General features: G+C 44.7%; 18 protein-coding genes and 3 tRNA genes. 15 read left to right on the top strand and 6 right to left on the bottom strand.

Features of this window, described 5'->3' with window-relative positions; all coding sequences use genetic code 11:
• Positions 1-345 precede the first annotated feature (345 nt).
• The 5 genes from IPM44_02915 to IPM44_02895 form a co-directional block, all read right to left on the bottom strand.
• Positions 346-1182 carry a hypothetical protein gene (locus IPM44_02915; protein ID QQS26652.1) on the bottom strand — a complete coding sequence of 279 codons (837 nt, stop codon included), beginning with the start codon at positions 1180-1182 and terminating at the stop codon, positions 346-348.
• Positions 1183-1206: 24 nt separating this feature from the next.
• Positions 1207-2001 carry an undecaprenyl-diphosphate phosphatase gene (locus IPM44_02910; protein QQS27371.1) on the bottom strand — a complete coding sequence of 265 codons (795 nt, stop codon included), beginning with the start codon at positions 1999-2001 and terminating at the stop codon, positions 1207-1209.
• A gap of 12 nt (positions 2002-2013) precedes the next feature.
• Positions 2014-3906: a cation-translocating P-type ATPase gene (locus IPM44_02905; GenBank protein ID QQS26651.1), complete on the bottom strand. Its 1893-nt coding sequence runs from the start codon at positions 3904-3906 to the stop codon at positions 2014-2016.
• 431 nt (positions 3907-4337) lie between these two features.
• Positions 4338-4413: transfer RNA gene (locus IPM44_02900), tRNA-Gly, on the bottom strand.
• Positions 4414-4598: 185 nt separating this feature from the next.
• Positions 4599-4674 (bottom strand) — tRNA-Phe (locus IPM44_02895).
• Between the two features lie 261 nt (positions 4675-4935).
• On the opposite strand from IPM44_02895, the gene IPM44_02890 reads away from it, so the two are divergent.
• The 14 genes from IPM44_02890 (at position 4936) to IPM44_02825 (ending at position 16053) form a co-directional block, all read left to right on the top strand.
• Positions 4936-5009: transfer RNA gene (locus tag IPM44_02890), tRNA-Cys, on the top strand.
• A gap of 53 nt (positions 5010-5062) precedes the next feature.
• Complete coding sequence (locus IPM44_02885) at positions 5063-5656, top strand: LemA family protein (protein QQS26650.1); 594 nt, start codon at positions 5063-5065, stop codon at positions 5654-5656.
• A gap of 184 nt (positions 5657-5840) precedes the next feature.
• A complete protein-coding gene (locus IPM44_02880; GenBank protein ID QQS26649.1) occupies positions 5841-6755 on the top strand; it encodes a M48 family metallopeptidase in 915 nt (304 codons plus the stop codon).
• Positions 6752-7498, top strand: a complete 747-nt coding sequence (locus IPM44_02875; protein QQS26648.1) for a hypothetical protein — start codon at positions 6752-6754, stop codon at positions 7496-7498. Before IPM44_02880 ends, IPM44_02875 begins: the two co-directional genes overlap by 4 nt.
• Entirely contained in the window at positions 7491-9503 is a 2013-nt protein-coding gene (gene ligA, locus IPM44_02870) for an NAD-dependent DNA ligase LigA (protein QQS26647.1), read from the top strand. The genes IPM44_02875 and ligA overlap by 8 nt, the downstream gene beginning before the upstream one ends.
• Positions 9504-9551: 48 nt before the next feature.
• Entirely contained in the window at positions 9552-10637 is a 1086-nt protein-coding gene (locus tag IPM44_02865) for a hypothetical protein (protein ID QQS26646.1), read from the top strand.
• 45 nt (positions 10638-10682) lie between these two features.
• Positions 10683-10976 (top strand): Asp-tRNA(Asn)/Glu-tRNA(Gln) amidotransferase subunit GatC, encoded by a 294-nt coding sequence (gene gatC, locus IPM44_02860; protein QQS26645.1) that lies wholly within the window; start codon positions 10683-10685, stop codon positions 10974-10976.
• Positions 10976-12400 carry an Asp-tRNA(Asn)/Glu-tRNA(Gln) amidotransferase subunit GatA gene (gatA, locus tag IPM44_02855; protein QQS26644.1) on the top strand — a complete coding sequence of 475 codons (1425 nt, stop codon included), beginning with the start codon at positions 10976-10978 and terminating at the stop codon, positions 12398-12400. The genes gatC and gatA overlap by 1 nt, the downstream gene beginning before the upstream one ends.
• A complete protein-coding gene (locus IPM44_02850) occupies positions 12397-12855 on the top strand; it encodes a hypothetical protein (GenBank protein QQS26643.1) in 459 nt (152 codons plus the stop codon). Before gatA ends, IPM44_02850 begins: the two co-directional genes overlap by 4 nt.
• A complete protein-coding gene (gatB, locus tag IPM44_02845; GenBank protein ID QQS26642.1) occupies positions 12852-14309 on the top strand; it encodes an Asp-tRNA(Asn)/Glu-tRNA(Gln) amidotransferase subunit GatB in 1458 nt (485 codons plus the stop codon). Before IPM44_02850 ends, gatB begins: the two co-directional genes overlap by 4 nt.
• 16 nt (positions 14310-14325) lie before the next feature.
• The gene (locus tag IPM44_02840; protein ID QQS26641.1) at positions 14326-14982 is read left to right on the top strand and encodes a mechanosensitive ion channel family protein; all 657 of its coding nucleotides are present in this window, start codon (positions 14326-14328) and stop codon (positions 14980-14982) included.
• Between the two features lie 3 nt (positions 14983-14985).
• Positions 14986-15249, top strand: a complete 264-nt coding sequence (locus tag IPM44_02835; protein ID QQS26640.1) for a hypothetical protein — start codon at positions 14986-14988, stop codon at positions 15247-15249.
• 2 nt (positions 15250-15251) lie between these two features.
• On the top strand, positions 15252-15773 hold the full coding sequence (locus IPM44_02830; protein QQS26639.1) for a YtxH domain-containing protein: 522 nt from the start codon (positions 15252-15254) through the stop codon (positions 15771-15773).
• Complete coding sequence (locus IPM44_02825) at positions 15751-16053, top strand: hypothetical protein (GenBank protein QQS26638.1); 303 nt, start codon at positions 15751-15753, stop codon at positions 16051-16053. The genes IPM44_02830 and IPM44_02825 overlap by 23 nt, the downstream gene beginning before the upstream one ends.
• 133 nt (positions 16054-16186) lie before the next feature.
• Here the strand turns inward: IPM44_02825 and IPM44_02820 are convergent, their stop codons facing one another.
• Positions 16187-16810, bottom strand: coding sequence for a hypothetical protein (locus IPM44_02820; GenBank protein ID QQS26637.1), 624 nt, complete (start codon positions 16808-16810; stop codon positions 16187-16189).
• A 106-nt stretch (positions 16811-16916) separates the two neighbouring features.
• Between IPM44_02820 and IPM44_02815 the strand changes: the two genes are divergently transcribed.
• Positions 16917-20525, top strand: a complete 3609-nt coding sequence (locus tag IPM44_02815) for a DNA polymerase III subunit alpha (GenBank protein QQS26636.1) — start codon at positions 16917-16919, stop codon at positions 20523-20525.
• Positions 20526-20590: the final 65 nt, after the last annotated feature.

The raw sequence follows: 20590 nt of genomic DNA, 5'->3' as shown, positions 1-20590 counted from the left end.
ATGACACTAAATATAGAAGTGTATTTCAAAACCTAAAGCGTGCCGTAAGAGACAGTGTCTTAGATCTGTCCATGAACCAGATGAATAAAACTACAGGTGAGACATAAAGAAAAAATAGATTACTTGGAATATGCAGCCAAGCTGCGACAGGGGCTTTCTTCTTCTGGATCTGTTGATCTATGATTTTCGCAGCAGTTGTAGCTGGGTTCGTCGAGTGGCATGATGCAGTGCATTCTACATGGGATGAGTTCCACTCGACTTGACTCGCTGAGATTATACCCAGAGAGAAGAGCACGCAAAGGATAGATACAAGTAAGAATGTGAAAAATTTAAACCTGGGACGCATTAGCCACCACAGGTACTTGCTGTTAATGGCTCTAGATTACTAAACTTATCCTTAATCTGTTCATTGGTTGGTCGATCTTTTTGGGCAAAAATTACGACGTTACCGATTAAATTATTTATGCGCGTGAGCTTTTCTTCTGCGGGTTCCTCGCCTGGCTCGCCGTCTGCCCCGTCGTCAGCACCACCATGGGCGGAAGCCCGTGGCAAGAACTTATTCAAGATGCTGACATTGTTTTGTTTGTTTATCTCATGAGATGGAGCGTTACTAGTCACACCAAAAAACTGCTCTAAGTCTTGCTTCACAAAATCATCAGGGTTTCGCTCCTTAAACTCCTTTTCGTTGCCAGTGAAGACATATAGCTTTGAGCCTGCTGGGCGAGCTGGTAAGAAGTTGCCGTGAGTATTCACTTTTTGTATGTCTTTGAGGTCATTTAGCTTGTAGCCGAGAGCATTATTAAGACCACCAATATAGTTCCAGCCATAATACTTAAGAACCATACCTCCAGTCATGCCTTCCCAGTGAATATGCGTGAACTGATCTTTCTTATCATGAAAGTGGATCGGTTGCTCTGGAAGATTTGCGTTACATTGGTCCTTTGCGTAGTCCTGCTGGTATTTGTCCTCTGAGAAATCTTCTTTTTGGCCATCTACCACAATCTGCATACGGAAATGGTAATGCTCAAGTTTGGGGTTACGAATAGTCTGAGGTGAAGAAGCATAGACAATACCAGCAGCCATGAGCGGTATCAAAATAACCAAAACGATAATAGCTAGAATGATAAAGAGAAACTTGCGTCGAGAAGTGTTGTTGCTTGTCTCTGGCTGAGCTTCATTCATCACCTTATTATAGGGTATTCCTACTCATCGGAATAGAGCTAGGACTATCAGCCCTAATACGATGCGGTACCAGGCAAATGGGGCGAAGGTATGTTGTTGGACATATTTAAGTAGCCACTTGATGGCGATTAGGGCACTCACGAAAGCAGATATAAGTCCTATGGCAAAGAATGGAATATCTGAACTAGTAAGATTTGGTAGTGTTTTGAGCAAGTCGTACCCAGTGGCGGCAAACATTACTGGAACGGCTGCTAGGAATGAGTACTCTACAGCCGTTTCTCGGTTGATGCCAAACAGCATTCCTCCCATGATCGTCGATCCTGACCGCGACACACCAGGGAAAAGAGCAAGTACCTGAGCGAAACCCACACCCAACGCCTGTTTTCTAGATAGATTGTTAAGACTTTGCATAGTTTTATTCTGGGGTCTCTTCTCGATAAATAGTATGCCGATGCCGCCTAGAATAAGCCCTATTGCTACTGTAGCGGGGTTGAAGAGGTATTGCTTTATGGGTCCGTGAAAAAGAAAACCAAAGAATAGAGCTGGGGTAGTTGTGATTGCTAGTAAATATAAGCCTCGTCTTCCAGCAAACTGAGTTGTATCTCTAGCGGTAATGAGCTTGAAGAACTTGTGTCGAAATACCCAGACCACCGCCAAGATAGCACCCAGCTGAATGAAAATCTCAAAGCTGGCCGCCTTATCTCCTTGGTATCCTACAAGCCAGCCAGCGAGTATCAAGTGGCCTGTAGAGGAAATTGGTAAGAATTCAGTTGCTCCCTCAACAAAACCGAGAAGCATTGCAATTAACAACATAGCTATAGCTCCTCCTGACTATCTCTGACCTGCGCTATAAAGCCGCAAGCCATTTAGAACCACCAGTATGGCTGTAATGGCATCTACAGCGACTGCCATGCTGAGCGAGGTGAGGCCGATGATACTTGTGACTAAAATTATGGCTTTAATAAACAAGGAGCCATAGACATTTTGTCTTACTACTCTAAACGTGCGTTGACCTAGCTTGAAAAGGTAAGGAATGGCCTCGATGGCATCGTTCATTAATGTGATATCTGCTGCCTCAATAGCTACATCTGAGCCGCCCGCCCCCATCGCAATCCCGACATCGGCTCGAGCTAGGCTAGGGGCGTCATTAACACCATCGCCTACCATTGCTACACGCCCGTGTTTTGATTGAAGCTTTTTAATTAGTTTAGCCTTCTCTTCTGGTAGGAGTGAGCCATAGATCTCTTTAATATCGATCTGGTCGGCAATATATTGAGCTGCCGTCTCATTATCGCCAGTCAACATTACGGGCGTCACCTTGAAAGATTGAAGCTGTTTGATTACTCCTTTGGCTTCGGGGCGCAATTCGTCAGTAATACCTATAACTCCTATTACGACCTTACCTGCGCTGATGAGCACAGCAGTCATGCCCTTCGCCTCCATGCGTGTAACTTCGGCCATGACTTCTTTGCAGAGCTTCGCACTGGCCCCTATATGCTGAAGGTTCCCAATGGCGTGTGCTTTCGTGTCGCAAACCATGCAGTTTGCAACTCCGCCTCGTCCTGCAGTATTTTTAAATTTGTGCATTATGTGAGGCTTCACACCTTTCTTGTCGGCATATTCTCTGATTGCCGTTGCAAGTGGGTGTGAAGAAAACTTTTCCAGACCAGCTGCGTCGCCGAGGACATCTGACTCGGAAGCCCCATGCATAAGGATGACCTCGGCGACAACTGGCTTACCAACTGTGAGAGTTTTAGTTTTATCAAAGGCAATTGCCTTAGTTTTACTGAGTACTTCCAAGAGAAGTCCTCCCTTGATCAAGACTCCCTTTCGGGAAGCACCACCGATCGCAGCCGACACAGCCACAGGAGCAGAAACTACGAGAGCATCTGGACATGCCAAGACGAGCAAGACTAAAGCTCGTGTAATCCAAATGTTAAATGGTTCACCGAGTAAGAGAGGTGGTATAAAAGCGACAATTGCGGCAAGCCCAAGAGCGGTTGGGATGTAGTAGCTAGCGAACTTATCGAGAAATTTTTGCATCTCTGGCTTGGACTTTTGAGCGCTTTGAATTAGAGCAATAATCTGTGAAAGCGTACTGTGGTCAGCAGTCTTCGTAACCTTCACTTCGAGGTATCCATTTTGATTAAGTGTACCTGCATATACGAGTTGGTCTTTGTATTTTTCTCTAGGAAGGCTTTCTCCTGTAATAGTAGCTTCATCTACAGAAGACTCTCCATCTACCACTATCCCATCTAATGGAATCATGTCCCCAGGTCTAACCTTTATAATCTCGTCTATTTTTACTGAAGCTACTGGAACTTCTCTGCCGTCAGCCAGTCGAGCTATCTTTGGAGAATTATCAATTAAGGTAGATACAGCTTTCTGAGAGCGTGACTCCCCATATTCTTCGAAAGCCTCTGCAAGTGCGAAGAAAAACATCACAGTGGCTGCTTCTGCTATTTGGCCAAGTACTACAGCACCAGCGGCTGCGATTGTTACAAGTAGGTTAATTCCAATCTTGCGATGGAGTAGGGAATTGATAGCCGACCAGGCTACTGGCAGTCCACCCAGTATTAGAGAGAGACCAAAAGCCCACTCATTAAGTGCATTATGAAAAATACTCAGAGCAATCCCGATTAGAAAGGTAACTGCAGCTAATAAGGTTAGCAGTTTGTTCCACTTACTCTGTTCAGAATGACCGTGGTCGTGATGTTCGCTCATAAATAGGTCTTCGCCCTACTAAGGTAGTGCAGCGCGACAGGTAGTATTCTCTTCATGAGTTAATAATACCAAAGCTAGGCTGACTATAGTGATATTAATCATTGTTTGTTCTGGGGTGCATTACTCAGGCTTTCCATGACGAAATTGCAACTGAATTAGAGAATCGACAGCAAGAATTAAATGATCGCCTTAAGTTGCTAACGAATGATAATAAGCTGTTCCAGGTCACTGCTTCTTATCTGTTGGACCTAGCACAGCGTGCTGATGAACTATTCAAAGAGAGTGACGATGGCCTTCGTCAGAAACTTCTTGAATATCTGCTTTCAAACATTGAATTAAAGGACAAGAAGTTGTCTTATATGCTCAACGACCCCTTTAAGACAATTATTGAGGCAAAGAAAAAGAGCCCAAACGGCTCTGAATCAAATCTTTGGTGCGGGTACCGGGACTCAAACCCGGGGCCTCTTCCTTGGCAAGGAAGCGCTCTATCAGCTGAGCTACACCCGCGCGTCGTATGTTTTTCTTCAAGTTTTAGTAAAACCCTATAGAGCTTTGCTGGTACTCTTCGTGACATACTCCTTATTTAATACTTGAAACAATTTTCGTTGAATCGTAATAAGAGTTACTCGTTACGAGTGTTTAGTGTTTAGTTTTAAGTATTTCTACATTATAGAAAAAAGTATGCACATTTTTGGTGGCACCTGTTGGAATCGAACCAACGACGCACGGCTCTTCAGGCCGTCGCTCTACCAACTGAGCTAAGGTGCCTCATCTAAATGCATCCTGTTGCGCATTCGGCTTGGCCGACGTACTGCGCGTCATGCATTTTGTCTCTATAAATTTCCTAGTAACTTTGTATTGCTCGCTTTAATCCAGTAAAAGTACTGACATAAAGCGCCTAGCTCGAAAATTTGAGAGAAAAACTCTTTGTCTAAAGGTGCATGATAACTGAAATATCGTAGCTGATTTTTACGAAAATTTCAATGTTGCATACCTGATGCGGTATAATGGGCGCACGTCAAAAATACTGGCACCTTGGCGGAGTGGTTACGCAGCGGTCTGCAAAACCGCGTACACCGGTTCAATTCCGGTAGGTGCCTCCATTCTATTTTATCGAACCTTAGTCTATAATGAGGGCAAAAGAAAGGATTTATTGATGCTGATTGTTTATATTATTTTAGCAGTTGTGGCAATTGGGGCTATTTGGCTCTGGATGACCTATAATGGACTAGTTAAAGCGCATACCCGCAGCGATGAGGCGCTCTCTGATATTACAGTGCAGATGAAGCGACGCTTGGATCTGATTCCAAACTTAGTGGAGTCAGTAAAAGGCTATGCTAAGCATGAAAAGTCTGTCCTCACTGAAGTAACTAAGGCTCGTAATCTGGCTATGGCTGCTCCCGATGGCGATCTCTCTAAGCAGGCTGAAGCTGATAATATGCTATCCGGTGCGCTAAAGAGCTTGTTTGCGGTGTCGGAAAACTACCCAGACCTCAAGGCGAACGAGAATTTTTTACAATTACAGCAAGAGCTAGTTGATACTGAAGATAAGATTCAAGCCTCTCGCCGTTTCTACAATGGTAATGTGCGTGACTTTAATATTAAGCTAAAGGTTTTTCCAACTAATATGTTTGCTAAGTCTCTTGGCTTCACACCGTATGAATTCTTTGAAGTATCAGAGAGTGAACGAGCGGCTGCTGAAAAACCAGTTGATGTGAGCTTTGACGAAAAAGCTGAAGCTAAGAAATAATCTGGCTCAAAGTAGCTAAGTAAATACTATAAAGACCCGGCGTTGATCGGGTCTTTATAGTATTTGGGGGAGTGTGGATTCATCATAAACACCTTTTACTAAGTGGGTAGCATTATAGATACTAGACAATAAAATATATAAAAAAGCAATATAAAATAACTTATAAATCAAGTATAATTAGATTATGTATACAGAGGTTGCAAAGAATAAACGTAACTCAACTATTTTGGTCCTGGCCTTCCTGATTGTTACAGTGCTTATCGGCTGGGTTTTTGCCCAGGCTCTGGATAGTCCGTGGATACTGTTTATTGCGGCTGGTTCGTCAATTCTCTACACCTGGATTAGCTACTACAACTCGGACAAAATGGTGCTGGCTGTGTCGGGGGCTAAGGAGGTGAAAAAGGCTGATGCACCGGAACTATATCGCACGCTAGAAAATCTCACTATCACAGCTGGTTTGCCGATGCCACGGCTTTATGTAATTGACGATACTGCCCCAAATGCCTTTGCGACCGGGCGCGATCCTCAACATGCAGTGGTATGCGTTACGACTGGGCTTTTACAAAAACTCGACAAGAGAGAGCTGGAAGGAGTGCTGGCTCACGAGCTCTCACACATTGGTAATTATGATATCCGCATTATGAGTTTGATTGCCGTATTGGTGTCGGTGATTGCTTTGCTATCGGACTTTTTCTTGCGTTGGGGGTGGCTGGTGGGCGGCGGCGATGATGATAGTCCGGGGGGTAACTCGAACCCGATCTTTTTCTTGGTGGCAATCGCTTTGGCGATAGTGGCGCCAATTATTGGAGTGATTATTCAGCTGGCAGTTAGTCGCAAGCGTGAGTATCTAGCTGATGCTTCGGCTGCACTTTTAACGCGCTATCCAGATGGTCTGGCGGATGCATTGGAAAAAATATCGGGTGATAAAGAGCCACTGGAGGCAGCCAATAAAGCTACCGCTAATATGTACATCATAAATCCGATGCGCGCTAATGTGGAAGGGAAAGATGCGCGAGGGTTTGCGGCTGGGTTATTTTCAACCCATCCACCAACTGCCGAGCGAGTAAAACGATTACGACAGATGGGAGATCATGCATGAAGAAAATATTACCAAATCATCTTTTGCGCGGAGTTGTGACAGAATCATTCAAATATTATGTGTCGCATTTAGGCCGCTACATTCGAGCTGGTTTACCAATTGTGTTATTAATTGCTCTAGCACGATTCATGACCACCGACTACACCGGTGATCAATACGCACTCATCATCACTTTGCTGTCAGCTCTATTATCTATGGTGATGGCTCGGATTGCAGTAGCCGATTGGGAGCCCAAAAAAGTAAAACTATTAAGCCTATACAATGCTCTAATGGGGCGATATCTCTCCGTACTTGGGCTGTTGATTGTAACACTGATGTTTGCTGTACCTCTGTTGGGGGGATTTTTAGCAGTAGGTGTGGCGATAGTAGGTGATTTGGCGCGTTGGAGCTTAGTATTATCTATTCCAATTTTGATAGTTGGATTCTTTTTGGCGCTTGGAGCTAGTTTTGCCCTGTTTGCCTTAGTGGACGATATGAGCCTTTCGGTAGTTGAAGCTTTTCGAGTGTCGTTTCGTTTGGTGCGGAAGTTTATTCGCCCTGTAGCTAGTTTGGCGGCCTGGATATTTATTGTTAGTGTGCTTATATTTATTGTATTATCACAACTTAGCACACCTTTAACGGACTATCTGCAGGATTTACGTTGGCAAGTATTATTGGATGCAGTGGTGAGTCTGGCGGTGAGCCCATTGCTTTTTTCAATATGGAGCCGAGTCTATAATCGCATGGTAGAGGCTTATGATTAGGACTGAGACACAAAAGCGTATCTCACAACTCCGAGAGCAGCTCGAAAAATATCGTCATAGTTATTATGTACTAGATAGCCCAGAAATTGATGATGCTGTTTATGATTCATTAAATAATGAGCTAAAGGAGCTGGAGGAAAAATTTCCGGAGCTTGTTACGGCCGATTCGCCAACTCAGCGCGTGGGTGGTGTGGCTAGTAATGCCTTTAATAAAGTGACGCACATTCAGCGCATGTTATCACTCGCGGATGTATTTTCGTTCGATGAAGTGGCGAGCTGGGAGAAGCGGACGGAAAAACTTCTAGGTGCACGACCACATGAGTATTTTGCTGAGTTAAAGATGGATGGCTTGGCGATGAGTCTGATTTATGAAGATGGAAATTTTGTGCAAGCCGTGACGCGAGGTGACGGCACAGTTGGTGAGGATGTGACACATACGGTCCGTACGGTCCGTACGGTCCCGATGAAGTTACATACTTCAAAAGATGTGCCGCAGTCTATTTATACTGGGCGGTTTGAAATTCGTGGGGAAGTAATTTTACCTAAGCAAGAATTCACCCGCATTAACGCTGAACGCGAAAAAGCAGGCCAGCCTCTGTTTGCTAATCCTCGTAATGCTGGTGCGGGTTCTATTAGGCAGTTAGATGCGTCGGTGACAGCCACGCGACGGCTGGAGTTTATTGTGTTTGGTGTGATTGGCTTAGTGGATGAGCTACCATCACACTCTGATATGTTAGATTGTGCGCGCGAGCTTGGTTTTAAGGCAGCGCCTCAGGCTGAAATGTTGAGTAGTTTGAGTGAGTTGAAAAATTATGTAAAAAAAATTGAAGCTTTACGCGATAAGCTTTCTTTTGGTATTGATGGTTTGGTTATTTCAGTTAATGATCGGGCGACATTTTATGATTTGGGAGTGGTTGGCAAAGCTCCACGTGGGGCGGTGGCTTATAAGTTTCCAGCCGAGCAAGCCACGACTATTTTGGAAGATATTCGGGTATCGATTGGTCGAACTGGGGCAGTAACTCCATACGCTGTATTAAAGCCCGTGAAAGTGGCGGGGTCTACCGTGAGTCGAGCGACACTACATAATGAAGATGAGGTTGTGCGTAAGGGCCTCAAGATTGGCGATACAGTCATTATTCAGAAGGCTGGCGATATTATTCCAGAGGTAGTGAGACCACTAACAGATTTACGAACGGGCAAGGAGCGGGCTTGGGTGATGCCTAAAGAGGTGGATGGCGTGGCGGTGGTACGTCCCGAAGGTGAAGCGGTAGCGCGGCTGGCGGATCTTTCAGTGGGGCAAGTACGCTGGCAGCAGCTCAATCATTTTGTTGGCAAATCTGGCTTTGATATTGATGGTTTTGGCGAGCGAACTGTGGCGCAGTTGATGGAGGTTGGACTCTTGAAAAATCCAGCTGATATTTTTCGTGTGCAAGCCGAGGACCTGGAGGATTTAGAGGGCTTTGCGCCAGTAAGTGCCACTAAATTAGTACAGGCAATTCAGTCTAAAAAGAAGATTGATTTAGCAAAATTTTTGTTTGCTTTGGGTATTCGACACGTTGGCGAGAAGACAGCTCGAGATATTGCCCAACATTTTGAGAGGTTGGAGCGCGTACGGACTGCTACTCGAGACGAACTAGAAGGGATAGCTGGTGTTGGCGGGGTGGTTGCCGAAAGTGTTGTGGAGTGGTTGGCCGATGAGAACGCACAACAACAGGTAGATGATTTGTTAGATGCTGGTGTGCAGATTGCAGACGTAAATAAACCACAAGCCGGGAATCTATCTGATACAACGTGGGTTCTGACCGGTAGTCTGCCAACTCTAACGCGCGATGAAGCAAAGGCAAAGATTCTTCAGGCCGGTGGCGAAGTTTCAAGCTCGGTATCAAAAAAGACGAGCTTTGTATTGGCTGGCAATGAGGCGGGCTCAAAACTAGATAAAGCCAAAGCCTTAGGGGTAAAGATTTTGGATGAGGCTGACTTTCTGCGGATGACAGCAGTCAACTAAAGAATAAAAAACTTGTCGGCTAAAATAACTTGGCGTACCATAAGAGTAATGAGTGACAATAAAAAGCCGACTGAACCAATACTGGAAGACCAGCTTGGACTAGATAAAGAAGATGATATCGTGGAAGATTCAAATCTTGAGTCGCATGCTCCGGTAGAGCTAACCGATGGCATGGAAAAGAAGACAACTGACCTTCGGCCATGGCACAAGAGGCCTAAGGTTTGGTTATTTTTACTGCTGTCTGTGGTAGTTTTGATTGCAGTTGGACTGGGCTTTATGGCGTGGCGTAATCGTACGCTAGCGCAGGAATATTATAGTAAAAATTGGCGTGAGTTGATTGCAGCCTCAGAGCTCGTCACGACTAATGCTGAGCAGGCAACTTACACGAGCTTTGGTGATGTTGAAAAAAGTCTTTTGGATATGCAGAACAAAGTTAATGATAGCCAGGCTACTACTCAGAAAATGCCGGAGCTACTGGGTGATAAGACAACAAAAGTTGAATATTTGAAAGGCTTGGATCAACTCGATAAATATGTCGAGATAGCCAAAGATCAGGCAGCTAATTTAAAAGATGTTGATGAGGCTCAGCTTAATGAATTGAGCTCAGTTGCTACTGCAACAAAATTAGCACTTGAGGACGTACAGAAGCAAATTAGTTATTTACAGGGTTTTTATCCAGATGACTTTTTTAAGCTTAATGAACGTTACGCCACAGTGACCGAAGCTTATCAGACAGCTCAGGATGAAGAAAAAGCCAAGCAGGATGCTCAAAAATCACAAGAAGATCAGGCTAAGCAAGATAAGGCTAATGCCGAAGAAGCAGTTTCGCTTTGGACGCAAGCCTATATTGCTGGCAATGTGGCAGAGATGCGGAAGTATATGACTGATGCTTTTGCGGCTGAATATAATTTTTCTGACGTGACTTCGTCTAGTCGACAATACAACTATCCGACAACATATCGACGCGTCAATACCGACAAAAAAGGTGATCAGTATGAAGTTATTGAAACTATTACGTTTGTTTCAAAGTCGGATTATTCGGCTGACACCACCTATACTCAGACCTATGCCTATTTGGTTAGTCAAAATTCCTCCACTAAGCAGTGGGCAGTTAATTCCCAGCGCTATCAATAGAAGTGTCTTACAGATATTGGTTTTACTGGTATAATATAGTTTGATATGAGCCAAGTAAGTGAAGAAAAAATTGCCCACGTTGCCCGTTTGGCGCGGATTGCATTTTCTGATGATGATGCGCGAGCTACTACGCAGGGGGTTGGTCAAATATTACATTTAGTAGACGCTATGCAGGCTACTCAGACAGATAATGTTGAGCCGACTAGTCAAGTGACTGGCCTTCAGGATGTTTTACGGGAAGATGTCGTAAAGCCATCCTCTGTAAATCCAGAAAGACTTTTGCAATCTGCGCCACGCCATGAAAATGGCTATATTGTAGTTAAGCGAGTGCTTGGCTAATGACAATTGCTGAAGCGCTCAAGAAGCTCGAGCAGGGTGATTTGACGGCCACTGATTTGGTGCGCCAAGCTTTTGAGCGGATTGACGCAGTAGATGAGAAAGTTGCATCGGTACTAACTCGACTTGATGAACGGGCTCTAGCCACTGCTCGAGCCAGTGACGAACGACGCAAGAATGGTGAGAAGTTAGGTCGGCTAGAAGGAATTCCTTTTACGGCGAAAGACATGTTCTTAGTTGATGGGGTTCGCACTACAGCCGCCTCAAAGATGCTCGATACTTTTGTTGCGCCATACACCGCAACAGCAGTTGCTAAGCTCGAGGCCGAAGGGGCAATTTTAATAGCTAAAGTTAATCAGGATGAGTATGCGCATGGCGGATCGACTGAATATTCGGCCTATGGGCCAAGTCATAATCCGCGCGATCTTAGTCGAGTACCGGGTGGTAGCTCTGGTGGATCGGCAGCGGCTCTAGCGGCTGGAATTGGGCTATTTTCCATCGGTACCGATACAGGAGGGTCAATTCGTCAGCCAGCCAGCTATTGTGGGGTAGTGGGGGTTAAGCCAACCTATGGCCTGATTAGTCGCTACGGTGTGGTTGCTATGGCTAGTTCTCTTGATGTAGTTGGTCCGTTTGCGCACACTGTAGAAGATGCGGAGCTACTGACCGATATTATGGCCGGTCAGGACCCAATGGATGCCACAACAATCTCCTCTGAAGCTACTGACACCTATGATAACCAGCTCAGGCGGATTGGAGTGGTGCGAGAATATGTAGAATATTTAAGTGACGAAGTTAGCGCACAATATAATGCGGTTTTCTCGCAACTACGGGACTCTGGCTGGGAACTTGTGGAGGTGTCATTGTCGAGCCTGGAATTTGCTCTGCCTTGCTACTACGTACTAACTCCATCGGAAATTTCATCAAATCTAGAGCGCTATGATGGTATTCGTTATGGCTCAACCGCCGAATCTTCGGGCGGTCTAGAAGCTATGTACTCGGCTACCCGAGGCATGTTTTTTGGTCCAGAGGTTAAGCGTCGAATATTGACCGGAACTTATGCGCTATCGGCCGGATATTATGATGCGTATTATAAAAAAGCTATGCAATTACGAACCTTAATATGCAGGGATTTTGATAAGGCGTTCTCGGAATTCGATATTTTAATTGGTCCCACTACGCCGACTGAGGCTTTTAAGTTTGGTGAACATTCCACTAATCCAACCGAGATGTATTTGGCAGATATTATGACTGTGGCGGCTAATTTAGCGGGTATTCCTGCTCTTTCTTTGCCAATCCAAGGAATTGATGCTATGCCGCTGGGCTTGCAGATAATGGCACCACAAAAAGGTGAGGCTCAATTATTTACTGTAGCCTCTCAAGCTGAGCAAATACTAAATGTAAAACTAGACAAGGTTATGTTATGACGTTTGTATCGGTTATTTTGGCAGTGATAGTCATTGGTGGGTTACTGGCCTATATGCGTAAAGGCGATACTTCACGATTATCGCACGACAATAATGATATTGCAGGTGATAATCCAATTCGACCAACACTTGATGCCGAGTTAGTCCGTCAGCGTTGGGTTGAGATTTCACACATGCAAGGACAGGGTGGTATGGGATTAAAAAATGCCTTGATGGAGGCCGATAAATTACTCGATTATGTAATGCGCGCCCAAGGCTTTACTGGTGAAACCATGGGTGATCGCTTAAAGCATCATGGAGATCGTTTTTCCGATCTCAATGGCGTGTGGTCGGCGCATAAATTACGTAACCAAGTGGCTCATGATGTTCATGTTGATATTGTTAAGCCGCAAGTTACTAATGCTATTGCTGCATTGGGTCGAGCTATTTCTGATCTGGGAGTTAAGCTGGTATGAGTGAATATAAGCCAACTATTGGTATAGAAATCCATGTTCAGCTAGCCACAAAATCGAAGATGTTTTGTGCTTGTGATAATGACTCAAAAACTGCTGAGCCCAATACTCACGTTTGCCCCATTTGCTTGGCTTATCCGGGTACTTTGCCGCTACCAAATGCCCAGGCTGTACAGCTAGCTATTCGCTTGGGGTATGGTTTGAACGCTAAAATTCGTGAGCATACCAAGTTTGATCGCAAAAATTATTTTTATCCCGATAATCCCAAGGGCTATCAAATTACTCAGTTTGACCAGCCAATTATTGAAGAGGGCTATATTGAAATATTGGTCGACGGTAAGTTTTGCAAGGTTCGTATTGAACGAGCGCACTTGGAAGAGGATGCTGGTAAGCTCATCCATCCGGCTGGCAAGGACTATTCTTTGGTGGACCTCAATCGAGCTGGTACACCACTACTGGAGATTGTGTCCTATCCAGATATGCATACACCCTACGAAGCTCGGCGCTATCTGGAGGAAATATATGCAATTGCCACAACACTTGGGGTAACGCACGGAGATATGCAACATGGCAATATGAAGTTCGATCTAAATGTTTCGGTTTCTCGGAATAACTCACTTGGTACCAGAACTGAGCTGAAGAATCTAAATAGTTTTCGTAATGCTGAGCGAGCTTTGAAGTACGAAATTGGTCGCCAAATCGAAATACTTGAAAAGGGTGGCGAGATAGACCAGGAGACACGAGGTTTTGATGATGCGAAAGGTAAGACATTCTCTCAGCGCTCTAAAGAAGAAGCGCACGACTATCGGTATTTTCCGGAGCCTGATATTCCACCAATCGTAGTGACAACTGCAATGCTTGAAAAAGAAGCGCATATTAAAACAATTCCTTTGCCGATTGCAATTCGGCGCGAGCTGGTGGAGTTGGGACTAAGTGTTGATGAGCAAGATGTGCTCATCAAGCAGCAAAATACTGCTAGATTTTTTACCGAAACGCGCAAGTTGGTAGCAGGCAAGGGTGAGCGCAAATTAGTTAATTGGTTAGTGGGTGAATATCAGGCTTGGATTAAAGCGCAAACTGCCGGCGACGATAATGCTGCCTCAACTATTAATACGCCATTCACATCTGAGCAATTGGCACGCCTAATTGAATTGGAGCTTGCTGGCGACATTTCCTCTAGTCAAGCTAAGCAGATTTTTGCTGAAATATGTAAAACCGATGATGCTCCTGATGAAATTATGCAACGTATGGGGATTGAGCAAATCTCCGATGAAGGAGCTTTAGTCGCGATTGTTGAGGTAATAATCAAGGCTAACCCACAGGCAGTTGCCGACTATCAAGCTGGACAGGCAAAGGCACTAGGGTTTCTTGTGGGTCAAGCGATGAAAGAGACGAAGGGGCAGGCCAATCCGCAGGTAGTAAATAAAATTGTTAGGGCTACCCTAGAGTCAGCTTAAGCGGTATAGTATTGATATGATTTATCTCGCCGCCGCTCAGCAGGATATTGCCAATTCAGCCCATACGTTGCTGGAGCCAGTTACTGTATGGCTAGGGGGGACGGCCCCGAGTATACCGAAGGCGATTTTGCTTTTTATTATTGGCTTTATTGCAATCCGTGTACTGTCTAAGGTGTTAACTCGGGCGTTAGGTTTAGCTAAGCTGCCCCGCGGCATGATTAAGGTTAGCGTTAAGCTCCTTGATATGGTGCTATGGATTTTGCTCTCCATCGCTTTACTGCAGTTGGCCGGATTATCTAACGTTGCCTTGGCGATGTCTGGAGCATTTGCAGTGCTGGCGCTGGCATTTGCACAAGGCTTTTCGGCTACAGTTGGCGACACAATTTCGGGTCTTAATCTAGCTCGAGATAGGCATTTTAGAATTGGTGATAAGGTACGAGTGGGGCCTCTTGACCAGAAAATTGAGGGGGTTATCGTTGATATGGATACGCGTAAAAGTCGCCTGAAAGATAGTGCTGGTAGGATTTTTGTTGTGCCAAATAGCGTGATTGATCGAAATTCTTTTACACTACTTGAGCGAGCAACTCGCAGTACAGTTCAAAAACAGCGGGTTGTAAAACCTCGCCTGAATGCTACTAAAACTGGTACAATAAGACGGAAGAAAAGGATTTAAACTATGGAAACTACATTATTTATTCTGATTATCGTCATGTCAATTGCTGTACTTGTGCTTTTGGGGATTATGATAGCAGTCTTTATAGCGACCAAAAAACTCCTTAAAACGGTTCAATATGTTGCTGAATTGGCTCAAGATGGCACAAAAACAGCTACTGATATTGTGCATGAGATAAAAGATAAGATAATTAATCCAGTAACAATGAGCGCCATATTTGCTCAAGTAATGCGCGCCACATCAGGAAATAAGCGAAAAAGGAGATAGTTATGTCAAAAAAAGGTGGTTTTTTAAAAGGCTTGGGGCTTGGGGCGTTAGTAGCGGGAATCGGCGCATTATTGTTTGCTCCACAGAGTGGTAAGGAAACTCGCGAAGATATTGGTAAGGGTTTTGATGAAGCGAAAGATCAGCTTTCTGCTGGACTAGAAAAAGTTAGAGAAGCTAGTGTGCGCGTTAAGGACGATTCTGTTAAAGAGACTAAGGAATTGATGCGTCGAGCTGAGAAGCTTAAAGAGCAGATGAGCGCTGTTGCGCTTAAGTTATCTAGTGCATCTGGCGATATTAAAGACGATCTTTTAGAGGAAGCTAAGAAATTAATGGTCGAGGCTAAAGCGGTGGCTGAAGAGCTGGAAGTGCTTGGTAAGAAGATTGGTACATCAACCAAACGTGAGGCTACTAAGCTTTCAAAAGAAGTTAAGAAATCAGCCGATAAGGTAGCTGGATCAGTCAGTAAGCCAGTTAAGAAGACCACTAATAAACCAGCAGCCCGTGCTAAATCATCCAAAAAATAGTAAAACAGCTTCAAGAGCTCAAACATTAGATACTGCAGAGCAGGCAGCAAACCTGGTAGGCGCTGAGGAGTTTGTTAACCTTTTAAATGATAAATGGCGCTTTGCTTGGTTGAATTTTCGAGCTGGTATCTATCGCGGTATTGGCCTCACTATTGGGGTCGCTCTAGCAATTATTTTATTAGGTTGGCTGGTAGCAGTATTTGGTGGTTTGCCGTATATTGGTGATTTTATTCGTTCCGTTCAGGAGAATGCCACAACTCAAACAACCACTCCAAAGTAATAATATATTAGATAAGTAAACCTATATATTTTTTATTTATCCTGTGCAAGGTCATTCTTGCGCTAATTATTCTTTATGGTAATTTAATAAAAGTGGCAGACACTCTTCTATTGATAGAGTATCTGCCAGTATGTCAGTCGAGGCTTATGCCTCCACCGAAGCCAGGAACATGGGTGATGAGGCTAGTACCTGGTGCTGGTTGGGGTAGTCTGGCTGGTTCCAGTGGCGGTATACCGTATTGTCCACCTGGCAAAAGCCCTTGTGCGGTAGCGCCAGCAATCAGAGATTGCAAGCCAGCTTGTGACGATATTCTAGCGCTAGTCCCGGTTTGAATTGGTATGGAGGGCGGTGTGATACCTCGTTCGATGAAGTGCTCTTCGATCAAAAGCTGCAACATGACATTATCGGGCTGGTATGGGTCAGAAGTAAACTCTACGAGTAGAGCACAGATTAGCGTGGCCTCACGGGCGTTTAGGGTTATGTTAATACCAACGGCACCGATAACTTGACCGTCGCCAGCTAGAATCTGCCCACCAAAAGCGCTTGGTATGTGTAGCGATCCTAGGGCTTCGACACGAGCCGCCTCAACACCTCGAGTGGCACCACTACGAGCATAGACCTCAGCCTGATCGGTATCAAGCCAGATAACCGACAGGTGCTCGAGCCAGCTCTCCAACTGGCGTGCCTTGAGCCAGCGCTCCAGGGCGTGGTAGGCGGATTCAGCATCAGTAGCTGAGATGCTTGGTTGTGATGGCATTTTCCTTACTCCATTTTGCTTAAGGTGCGGAAAGTGTATACTATAACTTTTTTTATATAATTACAAGCTTAACCTTGTGGCATTGATGGCTTATAATAGAATTAACATGGTCAAGCAAGTGGGTGAGAAACAGGGGTCGGCAACGGCAGTGAAGGAGCAAATTACTCCTTTTGTGCACTTACATAATCATACTCATTACTCACTTTTAGATGGCTTGCAGAAAGTACCAGATATGCTCGATTGGGTACAAGAATTGGGCCAGGCGGCCGTGGCGATCACTGATCACGGCACTCTCTCTGGGGTCATCGACTTTTATAAAGAGTGTAAAAAACGCGACATTAAACCAATCATTGGTATGGAGGCTTATGTTGCGCCACGCAAGCACACCGACAAATCTACCCGTGAAGATCGCACACCATATCATCTAACGCTGCTTGCCACTAATAAAGTTGGTTATAAAAATTTGGTGAAATTATCAACGACTGCCAATCTCGAGGGGTTTTATTATAAGCCACGGATTGATCGAGATCTTATCGAGCAGTATCACGAAGGCATAATTGCCTTAACTGGCTGTATTGGTGGTGAGGTTGGCACGCATTTATTAGCCGATAACTATGAGGAAGCTAAAAAAACAGCCCAATGGTATGCAAAAACGTTTGGTCAGGATAATTATTATTTAGAGATGCAGCCACATATTGGCTGGGAACCGCAGGATAAGGTAAATGCTGGCTTGCGTAAACTCTCTAAAGAGCTTGGGCTAGGGCTGGTGATCACTGGAGATGCGCACTATTCCAAAGAAGAACAGCATTATGCGCACGATATTTTGCTATGTGTACAAACCGGCTCAACTATTGAAGACCCTAATCGTTTTAAGTTGGATCAAGATTTGTCGATTCATTCGGGAGTATCAATAGCTGAGCGTTTTCCGGATGATTTGGAAGCTCTCGAGAACACTGTCAAGATTGCTGAGCGCTGTAATCTAGAAATTGAGCTGGGTAATATCTTGATTCCAAAATTTGATGTACCAGAGGGTCGTAGTGAGCGAGAGTATTTGCGCGAGTTGGTGTATCAGGGAGCAATGTGGCGCTATGGTGATATTCCCAAGGAGGATATTACCCACCATAACGAAAAGTCAGCTAAGGCTAGGCTTAGTAAAGAGATAGTTGCGCGGATTGAGTACGAGCTAGAGGTGATTGCCCGTATGGGCTATGATGGCTATTTTTTGATAGTAGCCGATTTATTAAACTGGTCAAAAAATAATGGTATTGTTTGTGGGCCGGGGCGTGGCTCGGCGGCTGGCTCGATTGTGGCTTATGTCACAAACATTACTGACCTTGATCCAATTAAATATGACCTGCTGTTTGAGCGGTTTCTAAACCCCGATCGAATCTCTATGCCTGATATTGATATGGATTTTGCCGACGACCGTCGCGAGGAAGTAATTGCTTATGCTACTGAGAAATATGGCCAGGAGAAAGTGGCACAGATTATTACTTTTGGCGTGATGGCGGCTCGTAACGCGGTGCGTGATACTGGCCGAGTACTCGCTATGCCATACAGTGAGGTTGATGCAGTAGCTAAGCTTATACCGGCGCCAATTCAGGGTCGGCATATCCCGCTTAAGAAATCGATTGTTGATGACCCAGATCTAAAAAAGGAGTATGAAGGGAACCCGCGTACTAAGCGCCTAATTGATATTGCGATGCAGTTGGAGGGTACGATTCGTAATGCTGGCACGCATGCTGCCGGGGTAGTGATTGCTCCCGAGTCACTGGTGGAATATGTGCCACTCACTAGGGCTTCTAAGGGGGGTGTGTCAACGCAGTATATTGGTACCACTGTGGAAGATTTGGGGCTTTTAAAGTTTGATTTCTTGGGTCTTTCGAACCTCACAATTATTAAGAATGCTTTGCGCATCATCAAGAAAGTTTATGGACGGACGATTGATGTAGGGGGTATCCCGATTGATGATAGGGCTACCTATGAGCTTTTGGCGCGAGGTGATACGACGGGGGTTTTTCAGCTTGAATCGGCTGGCATGAAGCGTTATATTCGCGAGCTTAAGCCAGATCGATTTGAGGATATTATTGCTATGGTGGCATTATATCGACCCGGCCCGATGCAGTGGATTGACGATTTCATTAGCCGCAAGCATAATCCTGAACGGATAGCCTATGATCATGCAAAAATGGAATCGGCTCTGAAAGAAACCTATGGCATTATTGTGTATCAAGAACAAGTAATGCAGATATCTAAAGATCTCTGTGGTTTTACTGGGGGTCAGGCTGATACGTTGCGCAAAGGAATTGGTAAGAAGATCCCTGAAGTGATTGCTAAAATGAAGCAAGATTTTATCGAGGGGGCTATTAAACATTCTGGTGCGGAGCGTGATTTTGTTGAGAAACTGTGGGCTAGTATTGAAGATTTTGCAGCCTATTGCTTCAATAAGAGTCATGCCGCCTGTTACGCTTTGATTGCCGTACAAACCGCTTATCTTAAGGCTCATTATCCAGCTGCCTTTATGGCAGCGGTTTTAACTTCCGATCATGGCAATCTAGATCGTGTGGCAATTGAAGTATCGGAGTGTCGTAAGATGGGTATTCCGGTTTTGCCACCAGATATCAATGAAAGTTTTGCCGAGTTCGCTGTAGTTAAAAATGGTGGTGTTAATGATGAGGATGTAATTCGATTTGGGTTGGCGGCAATTAAAAATGTTGGGGTTGGCCCGGTGAATGCCATTTTGGTAGCTCGTGATGAGGGCGGTCCATTTAGCTCGATTGAGGATTTTGTACGCCGGGTAGATGCGCGTGAAATTAACAAAAAGGCTATTGAAGCTTTAATGAAGGTAGGAGCTTTTGACTCAATTGGTGACCGTGCCACGTTGTATGCTAATTTGGAAAAAATTGTAGTTTATATGTCGAAGGTACAGAAGAATGCTCTCTCTGGTCAGATTGATATTTTTGGTAGCTTGGGGGTATCCGAAGAGGTGCCGTCATTGCCACTTGATGCTCCGGGCGAGATTATTGGTGAGCGAGAATTTCTACAATGGGAGAAAGAGTTGCTCGGCCTGTATATTTCCAGTCATCCACTGCGTGAAGTAGACGCTTGGCTATCTGAAAAAACCACGCCAGCCAGCGGCCTTAAGCCAGAGATGGATGGTGAGAAGGTTGTAGTTGGCGGGGTTATTACAACGGTACGCAAAATTGTTACTAAAAAAGGTGATGCCATGGCCTTTGTTGGCCTCGAGACTATTGCTGGCGATATGGAAGTGATTGTATTTCCGCGAGCCTATGATGCAACTCCGGAGTTGTGGGCGGAAGATATGCTGGTGGTTATTCAGGGGAAAGTAAACGCTAAGGATCGAGATGGCAAAACCACTGAAGAAGTCAAGGTGATGGCCGATAAAGCTAAGCGTTTAGACACTAGCGTTTTAAAGCACTATATCGCCACTGGGGAAAAAATAATGCCAGATGTTGATCCATCTACCACTCAATCTGTTGATCGGATAATAATTACTTTAAAAGACCTCAAAGATCAGACGGCACTGTTACAATTAAAATCTACTTTGCAGTCTGTACCGGGTGAGACCGAAACTCTACTCTTACTTTCATCAACTGGCCAGAAAATTCGCTTACCTTATAAGATTGCTGTGTCAGAAAAGCTTAAGCAGACTCTAGCTGGAATAATTTCAGAAGACGCCATTAAGGTAGAGTAAACTGTATTTTTTAGTATAAATTCAGTACAATCCGTAAATAATCGTACCTTCGAGTTAGGAGATGA

The sequence above is a fragment of the bacterium genome (assembly GCA_016700035.1).
GTDB lineage: Bacteria > Patescibacteriota > Saccharimonadia > CAILAD01.
This window is presented reverse-complemented; position numbering and strand designations above follow the sequence as displayed.

Bases quoted from the DNA above. Each gene is read 5' to 3' on its own strand.
- IPM44_02915 (QQS26652.1), bottom strand. From the start codon at position 1,182: ATGAATGAAGCTCAGCCAGAGACAAGCAACAACACTTCTCGACGCAAG.
- IPM44_02905 (QQS26651.1), bottom strand. From the start codon at position 3,906: ATGAGCGAACATCACGACCACGGTCATTCTGAACAGAGTAAGTGGAAC.
- IPM44_02885 (QQS26650.1), top strand. From the start codon at position 5,063: ATGCTGATTGTTTATATTATTTTAGCAGTTGTGGCAATTGGGGCTATT.
- IPM44_02880 (QQS26649.1), top strand. From the start codon at position 5,841: ATGTATACAGAGGTTGCAAAGAATAAACGTAACTCAACTATTTTGGTC.
- IPM44_02875 (QQS26648.1), top strand. From the start codon at position 6,752: ATGAAGAAAATATTACCAAATCATCTTTTGCGCGGAGTTGTGACAGAA.
- ligA (QQS26647.1), top strand. From the start codon at position 7,491: ATGATTAGGACTGAGACACAAAAGCGTATCTCACAACTCCGAGAGCAG.
- IPM44_02865 (QQS26646.1), top strand. From the start codon at position 9,552: ATGAGTGACAATAAAAAGCCGACTGAACCAATACTGGAAGACCAGCTT.
- gatC (QQS26645.1), top strand. From the start codon at position 10,683: ATGAGCCAAGTAAGTGAAGAAAAAATTGCCCACGTTGCCCGTTTGGCG.
- gatA (QQS26644.1), top strand. From the start codon at position 10,976: ATGACAATTGCTGAAGCGCTCAAGAAGCTCGAGCAGGGTGATTTGACG.
- IPM44_02850 (QQS26643.1), top strand. From the start codon at position 12,397: ATGACGTTTGTATCGGTTATTTTGGCAGTGATAGTCATTGGTGGGTTA.
- gatB (QQS26642.1), top strand. From the start codon at position 12,852: ATGAGTGAATATAAGCCAACTATTGGTATAGAAATCCATGTTCAGCTA.
- IPM44_02840 (QQS26641.1), top strand. From the start codon at position 14,326: ATGATTTATCTCGCCGCCGCTCAGCAGGATATTGCCAATTCAGCCCAT.
- IPM44_02835 (QQS26640.1), top strand. From the start codon at position 14,986: ATGGAAACTACATTATTTATTCTGATTATCGTCATGTCAATTGCTGTA.
- IPM44_02830 (QQS26639.1), top strand. From the start codon at position 15,252: ATGTCAAAAAAAGGTGGTTTTTTAAAAGGCTTGGGGCTTGGGGCGTTA.
- IPM44_02820 (QQS26637.1), bottom strand. From the start codon at position 16,810: ATGCCATCACAACCAAGCATCTCAGCTACTGATGCTGAATCCGCCTAC.
- IPM44_02815 (QQS26636.1), top strand. From the start codon at position 16,917: ATGGTCAAGCAAGTGGGTGAGAAACAGGGGTCGGCAACGGCAGTGAAG.